This window comes from Enterobacter sp. MF024 (assembly GCF_005843915.1).
Lineage (GTDB): Bacteria > Pseudomonadota > Gammaproteobacteria > Enterobacterales > Enterobacteriaceae > Enterobacter > Enterobacter barmai.
This window is the reverse complement of sequence record NZ_VCBB01000002.1, coordinates 119,078-140,256: the sequence shown is the minus strand read 5'-3', so window position 1 is coordinate 140,256 and position 21,179 is coordinate 119,078. Positions and strand designations below refer to the sequence as shown.

Annotated in this window: 19 protein-coding genes; 9 read left to right on the top strand and 10 right to left on the bottom strand. The window is 57.7% G+C overall.

Going from position 1 to position 21,179, the window contains the following annotated elements:
- Positions 1–27 precede the first annotated feature (27 nt).
- A complete protein-coding gene (ftsI, locus tag FFB58_RS05890) occupies positions 28–1,746 on the top strand; it encodes a peptidoglycan glycosyltransferase FtsI (protein WP_138369333.1) in 1,719 nt (572 codons plus the stop codon).
- Between the two features lie 63 nt (positions 1,747–1,809).
- On the top strand, positions 1,810–2,625 hold the full coding sequence (rlmA, locus tag FFB58_RS05885) for a 23S rRNA (guanine(745)-N(1))-methyltransferase (RefSeq protein ID WP_138369332.1): 816 nt from the start codon (positions 1,810–1,812) through the stop codon (positions 2,623–2,625).
- On the opposite strand, the gene mntP is transcribed toward rlmA, so the two are convergent.
- The 5 genes from mntP to manX form a co-directional block, all read right to left on the bottom strand.
- Entirely contained in the window at positions 2,622–3,185 is a 564-nt protein-coding gene (mntP, locus tag FFB58_RS05880; protein WP_138369404.1) for a manganese efflux pump MntP, read from the bottom strand. The two genes, rlmA and mntP, sit on opposite strands and share 4 nt — an antisense overlap.
- Before the next feature lie 390 nt (positions 3,186–3,575).
- The gene (locus FFB58_RS05875; RefSeq protein ID WP_138369331.1) at positions 3,576–4,034 is read right to left on the bottom strand and encodes a DUF986 family protein; all 459 of its coding nucleotides are present in this window, start codon (positions 4,032–4,034) and stop codon (positions 3,576–3,578) included.
- A gap of 57 nt (positions 4,035–4,091) precedes the next feature.
- The gene (locus FFB58_RS05870; protein ID WP_039030789.1) at positions 4,092–4,943 is read right to left on the bottom strand and encodes a PTS mannose transporter subunit IID; all 852 of its coding nucleotides are present in this window, start codon (positions 4,941–4,943) and stop codon (positions 4,092–4,094) included.
- A gap of 12 nt (positions 4,944–4,955) precedes the next feature.
- On the bottom strand, positions 4,956–5,753 hold the full coding sequence (locus FFB58_RS05865) for a PTS mannose/fructose/sorbose transporter subunit IIC (RefSeq protein ID WP_039030788.1): 798 nt from the start codon (positions 5,751–5,753) through the stop codon (positions 4,956–4,958).
- A 58-nt stretch (positions 5,754–5,811) separates the two neighbouring features.
- Entirely contained in the window at positions 5,812–6,789 is a 978-nt protein-coding gene (manX, locus tag FFB58_RS05860) for a PTS mannose transporter subunit IIAB (RefSeq protein WP_039030787.1), read from the bottom strand.
- 463 nt (positions 6,790–7,252) lie between these two features.
- Between manX and yoaE the strand changes: the two genes are divergently transcribed.
- Entirely contained in the window at positions 7,253–8,812 is a 1,560-nt protein-coding gene (yoaE, locus tag FFB58_RS05855) for a CNNM family cation transport protein YoaE (protein ID WP_039030786.1), read from the top strand.
- On the opposite strand, the gene FFB58_RS05850 is transcribed toward yoaE, so the two are convergent.
- The 4 genes from FFB58_RS05850 to pabB all read right to left on the bottom strand — a co-directional run bounded on the left by FFB58_RS05850 (position 8,813) and on the right by pabB (position 14,052).
- On the bottom strand, positions 8,813–10,405 hold the full coding sequence (locus FFB58_RS05850; protein WP_138369329.1) for an EAL domain-containing protein: 1,593 nt from the start codon (positions 10,403–10,405) through the stop codon (positions 8,813–8,815).
- 164 nt (positions 10,406–10,569) lie between these two features.
- The gene (sdaA, locus tag FFB58_RS05845) at positions 10,570–11,934 is read right to left on the bottom strand and encodes an L-serine ammonia-lyase (RefSeq protein WP_138369328.1); all 1,365 of its coding nucleotides are present in this window, start codon (positions 11,932–11,934) and stop codon (positions 10,570–10,572) included.
- A gap of 183 nt (positions 11,935–12,117) precedes the next feature.
- The gene (locus FFB58_RS05840; RefSeq protein ID WP_138369327.1) at positions 12,118–12,696 is read right to left on the bottom strand and encodes a CoA pyrophosphatase; all 579 of its coding nucleotides are present in this window, start codon (positions 12,694–12,696) and stop codon (positions 12,118–12,120) included.
- A 3-nt stretch (positions 12,697–12,699) separates the two neighbouring features.
- A complete protein-coding gene (pabB, locus tag FFB58_RS05835) occupies positions 12,700–14,052 on the bottom strand; it encodes an aminodeoxychorismate synthase component 1 (protein ID WP_138369326.1) in 1,353 nt (450 codons plus the stop codon).
- A 61-nt stretch (positions 14,053–14,113) separates the two neighbouring features.
- Between pabB and FFB58_RS05830 the strand changes: the two genes are divergently transcribed.
- Positions 14,114–14,296 (top strand): YoaH family protein, encoded by a 183-nt coding sequence (locus tag FFB58_RS05830; protein ID WP_039030781.1) that lies wholly within the window; start codon positions 14,114–14,116, stop codon positions 14,294–14,296.
- A 6-nt stretch (positions 14,297–14,302) separates the two neighbouring features.
- Here the strand turns inward: FFB58_RS05830 and FFB58_RS05825 are convergent, their stop codons facing one another.
- Positions 14,303–14,647 (bottom strand): RidA family protein, encoded by a 345-nt coding sequence (locus FFB58_RS05825; protein WP_039030780.1) that lies wholly within the window; start codon positions 14,645–14,647, stop codon positions 14,303–14,305.
- A 126-nt stretch (positions 14,648–14,773) separates the two neighbouring features.
- Here FFB58_RS05825 and FFB58_RS05820 point away from each other — a divergent pair, with 126 nt between their 5' ends.
- The 5 genes from FFB58_RS05820 (at position 14,774) to rnd (ending at position 21,163) form a co-directional block, all read left to right on the top strand.
- Complete coding sequence (locus FFB58_RS05820) at positions 14,774–16,684, top strand: ATP-dependent DNA helicase (RefSeq protein ID WP_039030779.1); 1,911 nt, start codon at positions 14,774–14,776, stop codon at positions 16,682–16,684.
- Between the two features lie 66 nt (positions 16,685–16,750).
- A complete protein-coding gene (tsaB, locus tag FFB58_RS05815) occupies positions 16,751–17,446 on the top strand; it encodes a tRNA (adenosine(37)-N6)-threonylcarbamoyltransferase complex dimerization subunit type 1 TsaB (protein ID WP_138369325.1) in 696 nt (231 codons plus the stop codon).
- A 37-nt stretch (positions 17,447–17,483) separates the two neighbouring features.
- Positions 17,484–18,071: a Slp family lipoprotein gene (locus FFB58_RS05810; protein ID WP_138369324.1), complete on the top strand. Its 588-nt coding sequence runs from the start codon at positions 17,484–17,486 to the stop codon at positions 18,069–18,071.
- 204 nt (positions 18,072–18,275) lie between these two features.
- Positions 18,276–19,961, top strand: a complete 1,686-nt coding sequence (gene fadD, locus FFB58_RS05805) for a long-chain-fatty-acid--CoA ligase FadD (RefSeq protein WP_138369323.1) — start codon at positions 18,276–18,278, stop codon at positions 19,959–19,961.
- Positions 19,962–20,035: 74 nt separating this feature from the next.
- On the top strand, positions 20,036–21,163 hold the full coding sequence (gene rnd / locus FFB58_RS05800) for a ribonuclease D (RefSeq protein ID WP_138369322.1): 1,128 nt from the start codon (positions 20,036–20,038) through the stop codon (positions 21,161–21,163).
- The last annotated feature ends 16 nt before the right edge of the window (positions 21,164–21,179 follow it).

Sequence of the window (21,179 nt, the reverse complement as noted above, 5' to 3'; positions counted from 1 at the left end):
GCGTTGTTACCAACCCCTGGAGCCCTGGTGAAAAAGAAACACGTCAACCCCGCAGCAAACTTCACTCCGTTACGTTTTGCTCTTCTCTGCATGGTCATTCTTGGTAGTCTGCTCTTTCTTCTGGGCCGCGTCGCCTGGCTGCAGATCGTCAAGCCCGACCCGCTGGTTAAGCAGGAGGACATGCGCTCGCTGCGGGAAGTGGCGATTAACGCCCCCCGGGGAATGATAATGGACAGGGAAGGGCGGCCGCTGGCCGTGAGCGTGCCGGTGCAGGCGGTGTGGGCCGATCCCAAAACGGTGCTGGCAAAAGGGGGCGTCGGGTATGACGATCGCTGGCAGGCGTTAGCCAGTGCGCTGCATCTGTCGCTCCCCACGCTGGCGGCGCGTATCAATGGCAATCCGCATGGCCGGTTTATCTATCTCGCCCGCCAGGTCGACCCCTCTCAGGCTAAGTGGATCGAAAAGTTGCGGCTACCGGGGATCAGCCTGCGCGATGAGTCCCGGCGTTTTTACCCGGCCGGGCACGTGGCAGCCAACCTTATCGGCTTCACTAACATCGACGGGCAAGGCATAGAGGGGATCGAAAAAAGCTTTAATGCCCAGCTCACCGGTAAACCTGGCCTGCGTCGCGTGCGCGAAGATCGCTTCGGGCGCGTGATCGAAAACATCACCGAAGTCCCGCCGGTTCCGGCGCACAATATCCAGTTAAGCATTGACGAGCGACTGCAGACCATCACGGAAGATGCCCTGGACAACGCCGTGGCCTGGAATAAAGCGGAGTCAGGGGCGGCGGTGCTGATCAACGTTCAGACCGGCGAGATCCTGGCGATGGCCAGCTTCCCGGATTTCAACCCCAATAACCGTGAAGGCGCCACGCTGAACGATTTTCGCAACCGCGCCATCAGCGACACCTTCGAACCGGGCTCAACCGTTAAGCCGCTGGTGCTGATGACCGCCCTTCAGCAGGGGCTGGTGCAGCCGGACAGCGTTATTGATACGCATCCCTACACCCTGGCCGGACACCGTATCCGCGACGTCGGTTACTACCCGGAGCTGACGCTGACCGGCATTTTGCAAAAATCGAGCGACACGGGCGTATCACGCCTCTCGCTGGCGATGCCGATCCAACGCCTGCTGGACACCTACCACGGGTTTGGCTTCGGCCGCTCCACCGGTCTGGGTTTAACGGGGGAGAGCAGCGGCCTGCTGCCGGTGCGTAAATTCTGGAGCCAGCTCGATCGCGCCACCTTTGCGTTTGGTTACGGACTGATGGTCACCCCGTTGCAGCTGGCGCACGTCTACGCCACCATCGGCAGCTACGGCCTGGAGCGTCCGCTCTCTATCACCCGCATCGATCCGCCGGTTGTCGGCACCCAGGTAATGCCTGCGTCGATTGTGCAGGAGGTGGAACATATGATGGAGAGTGTGGCCCTGCCGGGCGGGGGCGGGATCAAAGCGGCAGTCCGTGATTACCGGGTGGCGGTGAAAACCGGCACCGCGAAGAAAATCGATGATGCCGGCAACTATGTCGACAAATACGTGGCTTATACGGCGGGCGTCGCGCCGGCCAGCAAGCCTGTCTTTGCCCTGGCGGTAGTGATTAACGATCCGCAAAACGGGGCCTATTACGGCGGAGCGGTCTCGGCGCCGGTATTCAGCCAGATCATGGGCGACGTGCTGCGCATCGAAAACATCAAGCCGGATGGACTCCCGGCCGACTCAAGCCATCTAATCGTAATGCGTTAAGGCCGTTTTATAGCGGGGCGATTAGCGGTACACTTTCGCCCTTTATGATTGCCCGGAGTTACCATGACCTTCTGCTGTCCTCTTTGCCACGCGCCGCTGGCGCAAACGGATAAAAGTTACGCCTGCCCGCTGGGGCACCGGTTCGATATGGCGAAAGAGGGCTACGTCAATCTGCTGCCGGTGCAGCATAAGCGGTCGCGCGATCCGGGCGACAGCGCAGAGATGATGCAGGCGCGCAGAGCCTTCCTTGATGCCGGTCACTATCAGCCCCTGCGTGATGCGGTCGCCGAAAAGCTGGCGGCGTTATTGCCCGATGGCGCGACGTCGATACTTGATATTGGCTGCGGCGAAGGTTACTACACGGCCGCTTTTGCACAAACCGCGCAGGAGAAGGGCGCAACGACCTTTGGTCTGGACGTCTCGAAATCCGCTATCCGCGCCGCGGCAAAACGCTACTCGCAGGTGACTTTCTGCGTGGCATCCAGTCACCGTCTGCCGTTTGAAGAGAACAGCATGGAGGCGGTGGTCCGCATCTACGCCCCCTGCAAGGGTGAAGAGCTGGCGCGGGTAGTTAAAGAGGGCGGATGGGTAATCACCGTGACGCCAGGGCCGCGCCATCTGATGGAGCTGAAAGGGTTGATTTACGACGAGGTTTTGCTGCATGCGGCGCATTCCGAGCAGCTGACGGGCTTTGCGCTCAAAGAAGAGCAGTCGCTGGGTTATGGCATGTCGTTGAGCGGAGAAGAGGCGGTGGCGCTGTTACAGATGACGCCTTTCGCGTGGCGGGCAAAACCGGAGGTGTGGGAAGCCCTGGCAAAACAGGAACATTTCAGCTGCCAGACAGATTTCAGTCTCCACTGCTGGCAGCGCGTCGGTTAACCGGCGAAGTGGCTCCACATAATCTGTGCGCCAATACCGATCAACACGATACCGCCGAGGATCTCGGCGCGTTTCCCTAACAGCGGGCCGATAAACCGGCCAATCATCATCCCGAGGGTGGACATAATAAAGGTCGCGCAGCCAATCGCCAGCGCGGTGGCAATAATGTTCACCTGCAGGAACGCCAGCCCCACGCCGACGGCCATCGCATCCAGACTGGTGGCAATTGCCGTGGTCACCAGCAGCCAGAAGCCGTGACGGTGGATGGGCTCTTCTTCATCGACATCATTACGAATGCCTTCGATAACCATACGTCCGCCGAGGAAGGTCAGCAGGATAAAGGCGATCCAGTGGTTCCACTCCAGCACGAACTGGCTGGCGAGCATCCCCAGACCCCAGCCAATCAGCGGAGTCAGGGTTTCGATAGCACCAAAGATAAGACCGGTACGCAGGGCTTCAGAGAACTTAGGTTTATGCAGCGTAGCGCCTTTACCCATGGAGGCGGCAAACGCGTCCATCGACATGCCAAAGGCCAGAAGAAGTGTTGCAGAGAGGTTCATAAATGCGTCCAGACCGGGAATATCCATATGACACATCACTGCCCCCAGTAAACAGCAGTAGATGCATCTATGGTCTCGCCTGACCCCTCTGCGTAATGCAGAAACAATCCGTACGTGCCACGTTTTGCAACGAGTATGTTGACACGCACATTTCCGGCAAACCGGAAATCGGCTACTCCCCAACGACGGGCGCAACCTTAACATATTTTGAGAATATAAAACAACAACAGGAATGTATTATTCAGTTTACTTATTGATAACGATTTTCATTTAGATTTTGTTGTGAAAATAACGTTAATAATAAGGCGTGAATTCCGTGAAATAATATAGCCATGGCTATATGGCATTGCTAAATATTTGTCCAGATATAGCCAGTGCTATTATTCTATCTTATTGAGTTTTAACAAGTAACCTGTATATCTTCTCCAGGTCGTCAATATTCCGTACCCGGATAAGCAGGCGTCGCTGCTCTAATTGCATTACCAGCACGCCATCTTCCGATAAATTCATCTCTTTAATGCGGTTATATTCTATCCAGACGTTGGCGAAAAAGAATCCAGTGGATTTGAAGATTATTTTCGGGGCCCGGATCCAGAAGAGATAAAACCCCATTAATGCCAGGGCACATAATAACCATGTGGTCAGTAATGATCCCTGACTCATCACGTTGTTATAAATAAGGATCATCAGCAGGCCGGTAAAGATGATGCCGTCAACGCGACCACGGCGCAGAAGGGGGATTGAGAGCAGCGTCGCGCCGTTGCGGCGGGGCATGATCAATTCGTCGTAGATGGCATACGCCAGAAGGGCAACAATAAAAACAACCAGTACGATGTCCGTGACCGTCATTCATCCTCCGGATAAAAAAACGGGGGCCTTCATGCCCCCGGTGTATTCAGTTAAAACTTACAGACCCAGCAGACCGATCGCGTAACCAACGATACCGATAACGAAGAAGCCGACGATGATCCACAGCGCGTTCACTTTCTTACGCAGCAGCCACATACAGGCGAAGGTCAGCAGCAGCGGCACCAGGCCCGGCATCAGCTGGTCCAGGATGGTTTGCACGGTGGTCACACGGGTCTGGCCATCCTGGCCGGTGATGGTTGACACCACCAGCGGGATATTCACGTGCGTCCACTTGTTCACCAGCGCCCCCATGACAAACAGGCCGAGGATTGACGCCCCCTCAGTCAGTTTCTGCAGGAAGCCGCCGCCCATATCCTGAACGATATCCACGCCCTTACGGTAGCCGTACGCCACGCCGTAGTAGCGGGTGGCCAGACGCACCACGTTGAACAGGATAAAGAACAGCAGAGGCCCGAGCAGGCTACCGCTCATGGCGATACCGGCACCGAGTGCAGCGAAGACCGGACGCACGGTACCCCAGAAGATGGGGTCACCCACGCCTGCCAGCGGCCCCATCAGACCCACTTTGATACCGTTGATGGCACCATCGTCAATCTCTGCGCCGTTGGCACGCTGCTCTTCCATCGCAAGCGTTACGCCCAGAACCGGCGCCGCAACGTAAGGATGGGTGTTGAAGAATTCCAGGTGACGCTTAATCGCCTGACGACGCGCTTCGTTGTTCTCCGGATACAGACGTTTGATTGCCGGTACCATGGAGAAGCAGAAGCCCAGCGCCTGCATACGTTCGAAGTTCCATGAACCCTGGAACAGGTTTGAACGGATGAACACGCCACGAATATCACCCGGAGTCAGTTTTTTCTGAGGGGTAGTTTTAGTCATATCAACCATTTCGCTCACCTGCTAGTCCAGTTCGTTATCGAGATCGTTATTACCAGCAACCTGCGCTGTACCGGCTACGCGGTTATATTTCGGGCTGAGCTGGATGTAGAGGATAGCCATTACTGCACCAATCACGCCCAGTGCTACCAGGTTGAAGTTGGTGAAGGCCGCAGTAACAAAGCCGAGGTAGAAGAACGGCATCAGGTAGCCTGCGCGCATCATGTTGATGACCATCGCATAACCAACGACCACGATCATGCCGCCTGCAATGTTCAGACCGCTGGTGACCACTTCTGGAATGGCGTTCAGCATGCCCTGAACTTCGCTGGTGCCGACGGAGATTGCCACGATGACCGCCGGGATAGCGATACGCATGGCCTGCAGGAACAGGGACGAAACGTGGATCCAAGACAGTGCCGTCAGGTTGCCATTTTCCGCCGCCTTATCTGCCGCATGCTGGAACGCGACGGTGATAGTACGCACGATGATGGTCAGTACCTGGCCTGCTGCTGCCAGTGGGATAGCCAGCGCAATACCGGCACCGATGTTCTGGTGGCCGGCGATAACCAGCACGGTAGAGATGATGGAGGCGAGAGCCGCATCGGGCGCTACAGCCGCACCGATGTTCATCCAGCCGAGGGCGATCATTTCCAGGGTACCACCGATGATGATACCGGTTTTCATATCGCCGAGAACGGCGCCGATTAACGTACAGGCGACCAGCGGACGGTGAAACTGAAATTCATCTAGTACGGATTCCATACCCGCTATACACGCGACGATGAACACCAGCACAATCTGAAGAGTGGTAATCTCCATTGTACTTCTCCTATAGCTTAAACAGACTTAAGTGTGAAATTTGTCAACCAGCTCCGGCTTATTTCGCCACTTTGCTGATCAGATCCATCATTTTCAGTTTCTGGTCGGTAGAGACTTTACGCACTTCAAGCTCAATCCCGCGATCGTTGAGTTTTTTGAACGCTTCAATGTCTTTCTCGTCCACCGACACGGCATTGTTCACCTGCGTTTTGCCCTGACGGTAAGCCATACCACCGATGTTAACGGAGGTGATCTTCACCCCTTCTTCAACAATACGTTCGACGTCGGTTGGGTTGGTAAACAGCAGCATCACGCGCTCACCCGCATATTTCGGGTTGTTGTAAACGCGGATCATTTTGGCGACGTCCACCACGTGGGCGGTTACGCCCGGCGGAGCGACCTGAGTAAGGAGGGTTTTGCGAACCGTATCGGCGGCGACTTCATCGCTGACGACAATGATGCGCTGCACGTTGGTCTCTTTGGTCCAGCGGGTGGCGACCTGACCATGGATCAAACGGTCGTCGATACGCGCGAGGCCAATCTGCATATAATCATTGGGGCCCATTGGCTTAAGCGGGGTGGCGGTTTTCGCGACGGCAGCAGGGGCGGCGGCAGCGACAGGAGCGGCTTTTTCAACCGGTTTCGCTTTCAGCGCTTTCACGCCTTCGCGACCGGTTTCGACGGCCAGCGCAACCAGCTCGTCAAAGCTCGGGTTGTCGTCACGGGCCATCAGCGTCTCAACCAGCATCGGGATGTTGACCCCGGCCACGACTTCATGCAGCTCTTTATCAACCACAATGCGGCTTGCGGCGTTGAACGGACTGCCGCCCCATGTGTCAACAAGGAACAGCACGCCGCTGCTGGTGTCCAGCTTTGCCAGCTGAGCGGTATACTTCTCTATCAGTGTCTCGGCGTTTTCACCGGGAACGAAATCGATCCAGCCGACGTTTTCCTGTTCGCCTAAAAGCATTTCTGCGGTTTTAAGTAACTGCTCTGCAGCCCAACCATGTGTGCCTATAACAATAGCAATAGTCACTTGCTACCTCCTTTTATTATCGTTAACGCCCCCGGGTGAGAAGAGCATTAGAGATCATCTTCGAAAGAACGAATCGATTCAGATAAGGGTTAGAGTTCAATTAACTAATTCTTACGCGATTTATTTTAGACATCGAAAAAATAATTTATGTGATGAAGATCCGTAATTTAGCCTAAGCAGATGAGATATTTCTGTGATCAAAAAAAGCCCTGAAACATCTGTTTGCAAAGGAAAGTAAATCTTTGCCAAAAAGCACAGGTCTCTGATATGTTTACCATCCGTTTAATTGTCAGGAGTATTGGGCAGCAGCCCACTGTATGGACCGTCACCGACGCCAGTCACACACCCGGCCAGCTCTGGCCAGCCTAATCGGCGATTCGCGCCACTCACTGTTTACGTCTTTTACCGCTTCGCCCGCATCTTTCGCGGCGCCGTTTTGCCATTCCTTTAGCAGGAGCTTGTCATGGAATTCTTAATGGACCCGCAAATCTGGGTAGGATTGCTCACGCTGGTGGTGCTTGAGATCGTTCTCGGCATCGATAACCTGGTGTTTATCGCTATCCTTGCGGATAAACTTCCGCCTAAACAACGTGATAAAGCACGTTTAATCGGTCTGTCGCTGGCGCTGATTATGCGTCTTGCGCTGCTGTCGGTGATCTCGTGGATGGTTACGCTTACGCAACCTCTGTTCACCGCTTTCGACTTCACCTTCTCAGGGCGTGACCTGATCATGCTGCTGGGGGGTATATTCCTGTTGTTCAAGGCCACAACCGAACTCCATGAACGGCTGGAAAACCGCCAGCATGACGATGGACACGGCAAAGGCTACGCCAGCTTCTGGGTGGTGGTACTGCAAATCGTGGTGCTGGACGCCGTCTTCTCCCTCGACGCGGTGATTACCGCCGTCGGTATGGTTAACCACCTGCCGGTGATGATGGCTGCTGTGATCATTGCGATGGCGGTGATGCTGCTCGCCTCGAAACCATTGACTCGATTCGTCAACCAGCATCCGACCGTCGTGGTGCTCTGTCTGAGCTTCCTGTTGATGATCGGTCTGAGCCTGGTTGCAGAAGGTTTCGGCTTCCATATTCCGAAAGGCTATCTGTACGCCGCAATTGGTTTCTCCATCATTATAGAGATGTTTAACCAGATTGCCCGTCGCAACTTTATTCGCCAGCAGTCGAACCAGCCACTGCGTGCCCGTACCGCTGATGCGATTCTGCGTCTGATGGGTGGCCGCCGCGAAGCCAAAGCGCAGCAGGACAGCGAAAACCATGTCCCTGTGCCGGTGCCGGAAGGTGCCTTCGTTGAAGAAGAGCGCTATATGATCAACGGCGTGCTGTCGCTGGCCTCGCGCTCCCTGCGCGGCATTATGACCCCGCGTGGCGAAATCAGCTGGGTCGATGCCAGCCTGAGCGTGTCGGAAATCCGCCAGCAGCTGCTCTCCTCCCCGCACAGCCTGTTCCCGGTGTGTCGCGGTGAACTGGATGAGATTATCGGCGTGGTACGTGCGAAGGAGATGCTGGTGGCGCTGGAAGAGGGTGCAAACGTTGAAGCCATTGCCGCCGCGTCGCCTGCTATCGTGGTACCGGAAACGCTCGACCCGATCAACCTGCTTGGCGTGCTGCGCCGTGCCCGCGGCAGCTTTGTTATCGTCACCAACGAGTTTGGCGTGGTGCAGGGTCTTGTAACCCCGCTTGACGTGCTGGAAGCCATCGCCGGTGAGTTCCCGGATGCCGACGAAACGCCGGAAATCATCAACGATAACGATGGCTGGCTGGTGAAAGGCACCACGGATCTGCACGCGCTGCAGCATACCCTGGGGCTGGAACACCTCACCAACCATGATGAAGATATCGCGACGGTTGCCGGCCTGGTGATTGCTGTAAACGGTCAGATCCCGCGTATGGGTGATGTACTGGAATTACCGCCGCTGAAGATAACGATCGTGACCGCCAATGATTACCGCGTTGACCTGGTGCGCATTGTTAAAGAGCAGTCCGCCCACGACGAAGAAGAGTAATCAGGATATCGACGGCATCATATCGCCGTTGTGAGAGGCTGGCGGAGGTGAACTCTCCGCCAGCCATTGCGGGAAATCCCGCAGCGGCATGGGCCGCGCGTACAAGAACCCCTGCAGTATATTCACGCCGTGCAGGCGCAGATGACTCGCCTGATCGCTGGTTTCCACCCCTTCAGCCACCAGTTCAATATCCAGACGCTGAGCCAGGGCAATAATAATGTCCGTCACCGTCGAGTTGACGGCGTCAGTGCCGATGGCGGCCGTAAAGGATTTATCAATTTTCAGCACCTCGGGATTGAGCTTCTCCAGCCACGAGAGCGAACTGCTGCCGGTACCAAAATCGTCAATCGCCAGCTTCACCCCTTTCTGATGCAGCTCCTCCACCATGTTGAAATCCATCTCCATCAGCGTATCGCGCTCGGTTAATTCAATGACCAGCTGCTGCGCGGGCTCGGCGCTGAACCAGACGCGGTTCAGGTCGTGAAGGAGCTCGCCGCCGCGAAAATGGCTGGCGGCCACGTTGATCCCAATATGAAAGCCCGGTGCGGTAGGAAACATCGCCAGATGCCGGACGGTTTCGATGAGCACGTAGCGGGTGAGGGGCACAATCAGGTTATGCTCCTCCGCCAGCGGGATAAAGATATCCGGGGCGATCCACCCCTGGCGCGGATTGTTCCAGCGCAGAAGAATTTCCACGCCGATGCAATCCTGTTTTTTCGCATCGATCAGCGGCTGGCAGAAAAGTTCAAACTCACCGGACGCCAGACCAAAGTTGATCTCCCGGGTAAAGCTCATGCGACTGGCGGTGGCAAGCCAGGCGATATACCCCACCAGCATGCTGAAGATCACCGCCAGCGGCAGCTGTGACGGCAGCGTTTTCAGCGCCAGCGCGGTGAGCCCCGGGCCGTTAACGGTGATGGTGAAAGGAAAGTTGATTGAGGCCTGCTGGTAGATATTGTCGTCATCGCCGAATACCAGCGAATCCGTGAGCTGGCGCTCATGATTCAGATGCTTATCGCCCACGGTGAGATTAACGTCACTGATTATTGGTAGTTGGGGCTCCAGCAGCAGCCTGGCGATAAGCTCGATATTCACAATCTCTATCACCCCGTCTTCACTTTTGCCGGGCAGCGGATACCACTGGATCAGCACCGGATTACCCTGCAAAAACGGCTGATCGGCGGTAAGCAGCAGTAACGGCTGGGAAGAGGGGAGCTGGGGCTGGAACTGGCTGATGGGAAGATCGCGATTGCCGAACATGCTTGAGCAGTAAAGCACGCCGTCCTCAATCAGGCCGATCGAGCGGACGGTTTGCAGAGTCGCGGCCTGTTTGCGCAGTAAAAAATTGACCTCCACACAGGGCAGGCCAATCAGGGGTTGTACCACGTCGCGCCCGGTTTCCAGCGGCTGCAGGATCTTGTCCAGGGTGTCGACAGCGTGGGATACAAAGGCAACGGTGGACTGCTGGTTTACATTGCGCTGCGAAATAAAGCCAATAATTAGCGTGCAAACGAGGGTAGAGAGTGACAGCACAAGGCAGACGATTATCCGTTTGCGGCGATAATTTTTAATTATCCTGTGAGCTGTTTGCATGCCACGGCCACCCGAAGAGCCACTGGCGTGAGTGCCCGTGGCAACCTGGCTATTGTAGTAGGCATTATTTCAGGTAACGAGAAAAGTCGATAAAATTCGCCCATCCGTATCAGATGGGCGAAAAAAGCATGAGAGACGAAAGTCGCAGAAGCGCTTTCAGAGGCTTAGTCGCACTGCACCTTAATGGCCAGGCCGCCGCGGGAGGTTTCGCGGTATTTGGCGTTCATGTCTTTACCGGTTTCGTACATGGTTTCGATGACCTTATCCAGCGAGACGCGCGGTTCGCTGGTGCGGCGCATCGCCATGCGTGAGGCGTTAATCGCTTTCACCGAGGCAATGGCGTTACGCTCGATGCACGGCACCTGAACCTGGCCAGCGACCGGGTCGCAGGTCAGACCGAGGTTGTGTTCCATGCCGATCTCTGCGGCCACACAAACCTGCTCCGGGCTGGCGCCCAGCAGCTCAGCCAGACCGGCCGCCGCCATGGAACATGCCACGCCGACTTCACCCTGACAGCCGACTTCAGCGCCGGAAATAGAGGCGTTCATCTTATACAGCGCACCGACCGCGCCCGCGGCGAGGAAGTAGCGAATATAAATATCCGGGCTCACCGATTCGATAAAGTGATCGTAGTAGGCCAGCACCGCCGGAACGATCCCGCAGGCGCCGTTCGTCGGGGCAGTCACCACGCGGCCACCGGCGGCGTTCTCTTCGTTCACCGCCAGGGCAAACATGTTAACCCAGTCGATCACGTTCATCGGATCGTTGGAGTATTTGTCCGTTGTGACCAGCATGCGGCGCAGGGCAGAGGCGCGACGCGGCACGCGCAGCGGACCCGGCAGCACGCCTTCGGTGTTGATGCCGCGATCGATACAGGCGCGCATGGTCTGCCAGACGTTGGCGAAATAGTCTTCAATCTCTTTCTTGCTGTGCAGCGCCAGCTCGTTCTGCATCACCATGCCTGAGAGGGACAGGCCGGTCTCTTTGCAGTAATTCAGCATCTCAGTTGCCGATTTGAACGGGTAAGGCACCTTCACATCGCCCGTTACGTCCTGGCCGAAATGCTCTTCGTCGACGATAAAGCCGCCGCCGATGGAGTAATAGGTTTTGCTGTAGACCACTTTCTCGCCGCTGAAGGCGTGAATCTGCATCCCGTTTTCATGCAACGAGAGGTTGTCGCTGCGAAAACGCATGCCGTCGTCCTGGGGGAAATCCACTTCCTGCCGGCCATTCGCCAGCAGCAGACGACCGCGCGTTTCCACGTCGCGGATAAACGCCGGAATGGCGTCAATATCTACGGTGTCCGGCATATTCCCGGCCAGACCCATAATAATGGCGATATCGGTGTGGTGGCCTTTACCCGTAAGCGACAGTGAACCGTAAACGTCGACGGCCACGCGGGTAACGCTATCCAGTATTCCTTTTTCGACCAGGTCATCGACGAACTGTTTACCGGCCTTCATCGGCCCTACAGTGTGGGAAGAAGAGGGACCAATCCCCACTTTGAACATGTCGAATATACTAATCACTTTAACACTCCTGACAGGGTTACCGGGTTTCCAGTAACGATGTAATAACTTCGCATAGTGTAAGAGGGAACCCTGTCGTCAGCTTAACTATTCACATGAATTAAACTAATGGTTAACGCCGGATAAACTAATAGCGGGAGGAAGATCTCAAAGGCGCAAAAAAAGGGCGAATGTAAAGTATAGTCAAGGTTTCAGGCCGATCTGTAGCGCCAGTTCACGAATAATTCCCGCCGTCATGCCCCAGACAAAATAATGCTGATACCAGGAGAGCCACACCCGGTGATCGTGACCACGACGTTGAATATCCAGCGGATGATAACGGCCCAGACGCAGGGCTTCCGCCAGCGGCATTTCAAAGACCGACTCCACTTCGTCGACGCTGGCGTGATAGTGCAGATCCGGCGGAATAATGCCTACCACCGGCGTCACCTGAAAACCGGTCACGCTGTCCACCGGCGGCAGGACGCCAATCACCTCGACCTTGTGCGGCGGGATTGCCACCTCCTCCTCGGCCTCGCGCAGGGCGGCGGCAATTAACGAGGCATCGGTGCTGTCTACCGCCCCGCCGGGAAACGCCACCTGACCGGCGTGTTTACGCAACCGGGCAGAGCGGCGGGTCAGCAGCAGGCCAGGCTGCGCCCGGCGTACCACCGGGATCAGTACCGCCGCCTGACGCTGGTTCAGCGCGGTTTTGTTCACCTGCGGGCGCAAAAGCTGAAAACGCGATAAAAAATTGTCCAGGGTCAGGTCGTGGGTATCCACCAGTTAACTCTCCAGTTGTTGCAGAATACGATTCACTTTATCAAAGGTTTCCTGATACTCCGCCGCGGCCCGGCTGTCCGCCACGATCCCGCCGCCTGCGGAACAGTAAATCTCTCCGGCCACCGCCGTCAGGGTGCGAATGGTGATGCTGGTATCCATGCCGCCGCACAGGCTGATATAGCCGATGCTGCCGCACCAGGCGTTACGGCGATGGGGCTCCAGCTCGTCGATAATTTCCATCGCCCGCACTTTTGGCGCGCCGGTGATCGACCCGCCGGGGAAGGCGGCGCGCAGAAGATCGCACGCCGTCCTGGTCGATGGCAGGCGGGCGGTAATGGTGCTCACCAGATGATGTACGGCAGGGAAGGGCTCCACCACGAACAGCTCCGGCACCCGCACGCTTCCCGGCTCCGCCACCCGGCCAATGTCATTGCGCATCAGGTCGACGATCATCAGGTTTTCCGCTCTGTCCTTCGGCGAGGCGGCGAGTTTCTCAGCCTGCTGGCGGTCGGCACCGGCATCCGCCAGTCGCGGCAGCGTGCCTTTAATCGGGCGAGTCTGGATGGTGCCTTCCGCCAGGTGAATAAAACGCTCCGGGGAGAGGCTCAGAACAGCCCCCTCATCGAGGCGCAAAAAGGCGCTGAACGGGGCGCGGTTGTTTGCGTTCAACCGGGTAAACGCCTGCCACTCATCGCCCTCGTAATGCGCCTGGAAACGCTGGGCCAGGTTCACCTGATAGCAGTCCCCGCTGTGCAGGAAGGCCTGCACGCGGTCAAATTTGTCGTTGTACTCCGCTGCGGTCATATTGGCCTGCCAGCCGGAGGTCAGCCGGAACGCGGGCAAGTTCGCAGGCGTTCGCTGTGCTTCCAGCCAGGCCAGACGCGCTGCAACATCGCCATGACACACCAGCGACACCCGCTGTTTGTGGTGATCGACCACGACCGCCCAGTCGTACAGGCCCACCGCCATGTCCGCCAGGTCGATATCGCGCTCGGCCATGTCCGGTAGCTGCTCGAAGCGGCGGCCCAGATCGTAGCCAAACAACCCCAGCGCGCCGCCCTGGAAGGGCAGATCCGGGTTTGGCGTGCAGGGCAGGCCCATCTCGTCAATGGCCTGCTGGAGCAGGCTCAGCGGACAGGCATCCGAGGACGCGCCGTTAATCAATGTATCTGTGCCCTGCGTGACCAGGGTGGTGCGCGGGTCGGCCACCAGAATATCAAAGCGGCTGTAAGGGTGATCCGCATGGCCCGAGTGCAGCAGCATTGCCCACGGCAGATGGCTCAGGGGGGCAAACCAGAATTCTGCGGCGTCAGGACGCCAGGGTAATGTCAAAACAGTGGGGGATAACGAGTTCATGGGTGGTAGACTACCGGGCAGCGTGAAATAATTAGCGCTGATAATTTAGCAGGAGTTGACGATGTTTGCAGGTTTACCTTCACTGAGCCACGAGCAGCAGCAAAAGGCCGTCGAGCGCATTCAGGAGCTGATGTCCCAGGGGATGAGCAGCGGACAGGCGATTTCCCAGGTGGCTGAAGAGCTTCGCGCCACCCATACCGGCGAGCGGATCGTGGCGCGTTTTGAGGATGACGAAGAGGAGTAACCCCTCTTACACCGCAGCGATAATCTTAATCTCAACCTTATACTGCGGCTTCATCAGCGTCGCCTGTACTGTGCAGCGTACAGGCGCGTGCCCTGCCACGACCCACTCATCCCAGGCTTTGTTCATCGCCGCAAAATCCTCTTTACTGGCAAGGAAAATGGTCGCATCCAGAATGCGGGATTTGTCGCTGCCCTGTTTCTCCAGCACCGCGTCAATCTGCGCCAGGGTATTGGCCGTCTGCTCGTAAGCGTCGGCATCCAGGTTCGCCGGCACGCCGGTGTAGTACAGGGTCTGATTGTGGATCACCACATCTGACCAGCGGGCTTCGGCATCAATGCGCACAATTGTCATACACGTTTCCTCGTTATTGTGAGTTTCGCGGGCAAGACTGCCATATTGTTTTGCCTGCGTCACTATCGACTGGCGCGAGGGGCAGCGGCCTGACATAATCCCCTGTGCAAAAATACAGGGGGCAGAGTGGCAGACGATTTCGCAGCAGACGGACAGTTAGCAAAGGCAATTCCAGGCTTTAAGCCGCGCGAGCCGCAGCGCCAGATGGCGCACGCGGTAGCCGATGCCATCAACAGCGCTCAGCCGCTGGTGGTCGAGGCGGGTACCGGCACCGGTAAAACTTACGCCTATCTCGCACCGGCGCTGCGGGCTAAAAAAAAGGTGATCATCTCCACCGGTTCGAAAGCGCTACAGGATCAGCTTTATAGCCGCGATCTGCCCACCGTCGCCAAAGCCCTCAAGTACAAAGGCCGTCTGGCCCTGCTGAAAGGGCGCTCCAACTATCTCTGCCTTGAGCGGCTCGAACAGCAGGCGCTGGCGGGCGGCGATCTGCCGGTGCAGACCCTCAGCGACGTCATCATCCTGCGCAGCTGGGCCAACCAGACTCTGGATGGCGATATCAGCACCTGCGCCAGCGTGGCCGAAGACTCGCCCGCCTGGCCGCTGGTCACCAGCACCAACGACAACTGTCTGGGCAGCGACTGCCCGCTCTACAAAGACTGCTTTGTGGTGAAAGCGCGTAAAACGGCGATGGATGCCGACGTGGTGGTGGTCAACCATCACCTGTTCCTGGCGGATATGGTGGTGAAAGAGAGCGGCTTTGGCGAACTGATCCCCGAAGCGGAAGTGCTGATTTTCGACGAAGCCCATCAGCTCCCCGATATTGCCAGCCAGTATTTTGGCCAGTCGCTCTCCAGCCGCCAGCTGCTGGATCTGGCGAAAGATTTCACCATCGCCTACCGCACCGAACTGAAAGATACCCAGCAGCTGCAGAAGTGCGCCGACCGCCTGGCGCAAAGCACCCAGGATTTCCGCATGCAGCTGGGGGATCCGGGCTTTCGTGGCAATCTGCGCGAACTGCTGGCCGATCAGCATATTCAGCGCGCGCTGCTGCTGCTCGATGACGCCCTGGAGCTCTGCTACGATGTGGCGAAGCTGTCGCTTGGCCGCTCTGCGCTTCTCGATGCCGCTTTTGAACGCGCCACGCTCTACCGCGCGCGCCTGAAACGGCTGAAAGAGTTTAACCAGCCGGGCTACAGCTACTGGTACGAATGCAACTCGCGCCACTTCACCCTCGCCCTGACGCCGCTCACCGTGGCCGATAAGTTTAAAGAGGTAATGGTGCAAAAACCGGGCAGCTGGATCTTCACCTCCGCCACACTGTCGGTGAATGACGATCTGCACCACTTCACCGAACGCCTGGGGATTGAGCAGGCCAAATCCCTGCTGCTGCCGAGCCCGTTTGATTACGCTACCCAGGCGCTGCTTTGCGTGCCGCGCAACCTGCCGCTGCCCAATCAGCCCGGCGCCGCCCGTCATCTGGCGGCGATGCTCAAGCCGATGATTGAGGCCAACAACGGCCGCTGCTTTATGCTCTGCACCTCCCACGCGATGATGCGTGACCTGGCGGAGCAGTTCCGCGCCACCATGACCCTGCCGGTGCTGCTGCAGGGTGAAACCAGTAAAGGCCAACTGCTGCAGCAGTTTGTCACGGCGGGCAATGCCCTGCTGGTGGCGACCAGCAGCTTCTGGGAAGGGGTGGACGTGCGCGGCGACGCGCTGTCGCTGGTGATCATCGACAAACTGCCCTTTACCTCCCCGGACGATCCGCTGCTGAAGGCGCGCATGGAAGACTGCCGCCTGCGCGGGGGCGATCCCTTTGATGAGGTACAGCTTCCCGATGCGGTGATTACCCTCAAGCAGGGGGTAGGGCGTCTGATCCGCGACGTGGACGATCGTGGGGTGTTGGTGATCTGCGATAACCGCCTGGTGATGCGCCCTTACGGCGCCACCTTTATTGCCAGTCTGCCTCCGGCGCCGCGCACCCGGGATATCGATCGCGCGGTGCGTTTCCTTGCCGCGCCGCAGGCGCAGTAATTTATTGATGGGTGTGCTAAAATGCGCGCCTTTTTGTGACTGACCACTGCGAGAGCGCGACAACACATGCGAATTCTGGCTATCGATACCGCGACAGAGGCCTGCTCTGTTGCCCTGTGGAATGACGGCACGACCTGTGCGCATTTCGAAGAGTGCCCCCGGGAACACACCCAACGGATCCTGCCCCTGGTGAAGATGATCCTCACCGAGGGCAATACCTCCCTTACCGATCTTGACGCGCTGGCCTATGGCCGCGGCCCGGGCAGCTTTACCGGCGTGCGCATTGGCATCGGCATTGCCCAGGGGCTGGCGCTGGGTGCCGAACTGCCGATGATCGGCGTTTCGACCCTGGCGACCATGGCCCAGGGCGCATGGCGCAATACCGGCGCGACCCGCGTACTGGCGGCCATCGATGCCCGCATGGGCGAAGTCTACTGGGCGGAATATACCCGCGACGAGCAGGGCGTCTGGCACGGTGAAGAGAGCGAAGCCGTGCTTACGCCGCAAGCGGCAGGCGAGCGCATGAAGCAGCTTTCCGGTGAATGGGCGACGGTCGGCACCGGCTGGCCGGCGTGGCCGGATATGGCGAACGACAGCGGTCTGACCCTGGTCGACGGCAACGTGCTGCTGCCGGCGGCTGAAGATATGCTCCCTATTGCCTGTCAGATGCTGGCGGCAGGTAAAACCGTGGCGGTGGAGAAAGCCGAGCCGGTTTATTTACGAAACACCGTAGCGTGGAAGAAACTTCCGGGCCGGGAGTGAATCTCAGTATAAGAGCCTGAGAAAAAGGAGTCGCATCATGGCGGTTCAAAAATATGTCGTTCGTCTGCTGACCGTCGGGGCGTTCGCCCTGGCGTTAACAGGATGTGTTTCAGTGCCTGATGCGATCCAGGGCAGCAGTCCGACGCCGCAGCAGGATCTGGTCCGGGTGATGAATGCCCCGGAACTCTACGTGGGCCAGGAGTCGCGTTTCGGCGGCAAAGTGGTGGAGGTCATCAACCAGCAGGGCAAAACCCGTCTGGAGATCGCCACCGTGCCCCTGGACAGCGGCGCGCGTCCGGTTCTGGGGGAAGCCTCACGAGGCCGGATCTATGCCGATGTTAACGGCTTCCTCGATCCGGTGGATTTCCGTGGGCAGCTGATCACCGTGGTGGGGCCGATCACCGGCGCAGAGCAGGGCAAAGTCGGCAACACCCCCTATAAATTTATGACCATGCAGGTCAACGGCTATAAACGCTGGCGGGTACAGCAGCAGGTGATGATGCCGCCACCGGATCCCTGGTACTGGGGACCCCATCCATGGCGTTATGGCTATGGATACGGCTACGGCGGCTGGCCAGGTTATGGCCCCGGCCCTGCACAGGTCCGGACGATAGTAACAGAGTAAGTGACTGTTATTATTGAATAAGAAACAGCGGCCCGTCCGCTGTTTCGTTTTTTCCACGGTAATAAGAAAAATAAATAGTGACGCGCTTCGCAACCTTAAATCCGGGCAATTAATAAACTGGTACGCTGAGTTAATATTATGTTAACGACTTGTTTATTAACCGGGGTTGTGATGACGACGAACACGCTTTTCAGAGGTGATGTAGTGAAGAAGGTTTGGCTTAACCGATATCCTGCGGATGTTCCCGCAGAGATAAACCCTGACCGTTATCAATCCCTGGTTGAACTGTTTGAAAACTCCGTAACACGTTACGCCGATCAGCCTGCGTTTGTGAACATGGGCGAAGTGATGACCTTCCGTAAGCTGGAAGAGCGCAGCCGGGCCTTTGCGGCCTATCTGCAGGAGGGGTTAGGCCTGCAGAAGGGCGATCGCGTGGCGCTGATGATGCCGAACCTGCTGCAGTATCCGGTGGCGCTGTTCGGTATTTTGCGCGCCGGGATGATCGTGGTTAACGTCAACCCGCTTTATACTCCGCGCGAGCTGGAACATCAGCTGAACGACAGCGGCGCCTCGGCGATTGTGATTGTCTCCAACTTCGCCCACACGCTGGAAAAAGTGGTTGATAAAACCCAGGTCAAACACGTCATTCTGACGCGAATGGGCGACCAGCTCTCCACCGCCAAGGGGACGCTGGTTAACTTCGTCGTCAAATACGTCAAACGGCTGGTGCCGAAATACCACCTGCCGGATGCCATCTCCTTCCGCCGGGCACTGCACCAGGGCTACCGGATGCAGTACGTGAAGCCCGAAATCGTCTCCCAGGATCTGGCGTTCCTGCAGTATACGGGCGGCACCACCGGCGTGGCGAAAGGGGCGATGCTCACCCACCGCAACATGCTGGCGAACCTCGAGCAGGTGAATGCCACCTACGGGCCGCTGCTGCATCGCGGCAAAGAGCTGGTGATCACCGCGCTGCCGCTCTATCACATCTTCGCGTTGACCATGAACTGCCTGCTGTTTATCGAGCTCGGCGGGCAGAACGTGCTGATCACCAACCCGCGCGATATTCCGGGCCTGGTCAAAGAGCTGGCGAAATATCCGTTCACCGCCATGACCGGGGTAAACACCCTGTTTAACGCGCTTCTCAATAATAAAGAGTTCCAGCAGCTCGATTTCTCCACCCTGCATCTGTCAGCGGGCGGCGGGATGCCAGTGCAGCAGGCGGTGGCTGAGCGCTGGGTGAAACTGACCGGCCAGTATCTGCTGGAGGGCTATGGCCTGACCGAATGCGCCCCGTTGGTGAGCGTTAACCCGCACGATATCGACTATCACAGCGGCAGCATCGGCCTGCCGGTGCCCTCCACCGAAGCCAAACTGGTGGATGACGACGATTACGAAGTGCCGCATGGCGAGCCGGGCGAGCTCTGCGTACGAGGCCCGCAGGTGATGCTGGGCTACTGGCAGCGTCCGGACGCCACCGATGAAATCATCAAGGACGGCTGGCTGCACACCGGGGATATCGCGGTGATGGATGACGAAGGTTTCCTGCGCATCGTCGATCGTAAGAAAGACATGATCCTGGTCTCCGGTTTCAACGTCTATCCGAACGAGATCGAAGACGTGGTCATGCAGCACAACGGCGTGCTGGAAGTGGCCGCGGTAGGGGTTCCGGCAGGCAGCAGCGGTGAAACGGTTAAAATCTTTGTGGTGAAAAAAGATCCTGCCCTGAGCGAAGACGCGCTGATCACCTTCTGCCGTCGCCAGCTCACCGGGTATAAAGTGCCGAAGCTGGTGGAGTTTCGCGACGAACTGCCAAAATCGAACGTCGGGAAGATATTGCGACGAGAATTACGTGACGAAGCGCGCGCCAAAGTGGACAATAAAGGCTGAGCTTCGTGTTAGTCACCCAGAAACGCTGGCCTGGCCAGCGTTTTTTTATGGGCGCAAACCAAAGAGAATATGATTTGAACTACCAGATGATCACCACCAACGACGAACTGGCTTCGCTGTGCGATGTTACCCGCGATGCTGACGCCATTGCGCTGGATACCGAGTTTGTTCGTACCCGCACCTATTATCCGCAGCTGGGCCTGATCCAGCTGTATGACGGCAAAAAGGTATCGCTTATCGACCCGCTGGGGATCACCGACTGGACGCCGATGCGCGAGCTGCTGCTGGATACCGCCATCACCAAATATCTGCACGCCGGGAGTGAAGATCTGGAAGTTTTCCTCAACACCTTCGGCATCATGCCGGAGCCGCTGATCGATACCCAGATCCTCGCCGCCTTTGCCGGGCGTCCGCTGTCATGGGGCTTTGCCGCCATGGTGGAGGAGTATACCGGCCTTGCTATCGACAAGAGCGAATCCCGCACCGACTGGCTGGCGCGTCCGCTGACCGAGCGTCAGCTCGACTACGCGGCGGCGGATGTGTTCTATCTCCTGCCGATTGCCGGTCAGCTGATGAAAGAGGCCGAAGCCTCCGGCTGGCTGCCTGCGGCCCTGAACGAGTGCCGGATGACGCAACTGCGTCGTAAGGAAGTCACCGATCCGAAAGAGGCCTGGCGCGATATCAGCAACGCCTGGCAGCTGCGTACCCGTCAGCTGGCCTGCCTGCAGCTGCTGGCCGACTGGCGTCTGCGCAAGGCCCGCGAGCGCGATCTGGCGGTGAACTTTGTGGTGCGCGAGGAGCATCTGTGGGCCGTGGCGCGTTACATGCCGGGCAGCCTGGGGGAACTGGACAGCATCGGGCTTTCGGGTTCGGAGATCCGTTTCCACGGTAAAACGCTGCTGGCGCTGGTGGCGAAAGCTCAGGAGTTGCCGGAAGAGGCGTTGCCGGAGCCGCTGTTGAACCTGATGGATATGCCGGGCTATCGCAAAGCCTTCAAGGCAATCAAAGCCCTGGTCCAGGAAGTGGCAACGGAGAGCAAAGTCAGCGCCGAGCTGCTGGCTTCACGCCGTCAGATTAACCAGCTGCTGAACGCGCACTGGAAGTTGAAACCGCAAAACGGCACGCCGGAACTGATTGCCGGATGGCGCGGGGAGTTAATGGCAGAACGCCTGAATGCGCTGCTGGAAGAGTATCCGCAGTAAAGGGTGAATTCCCCGG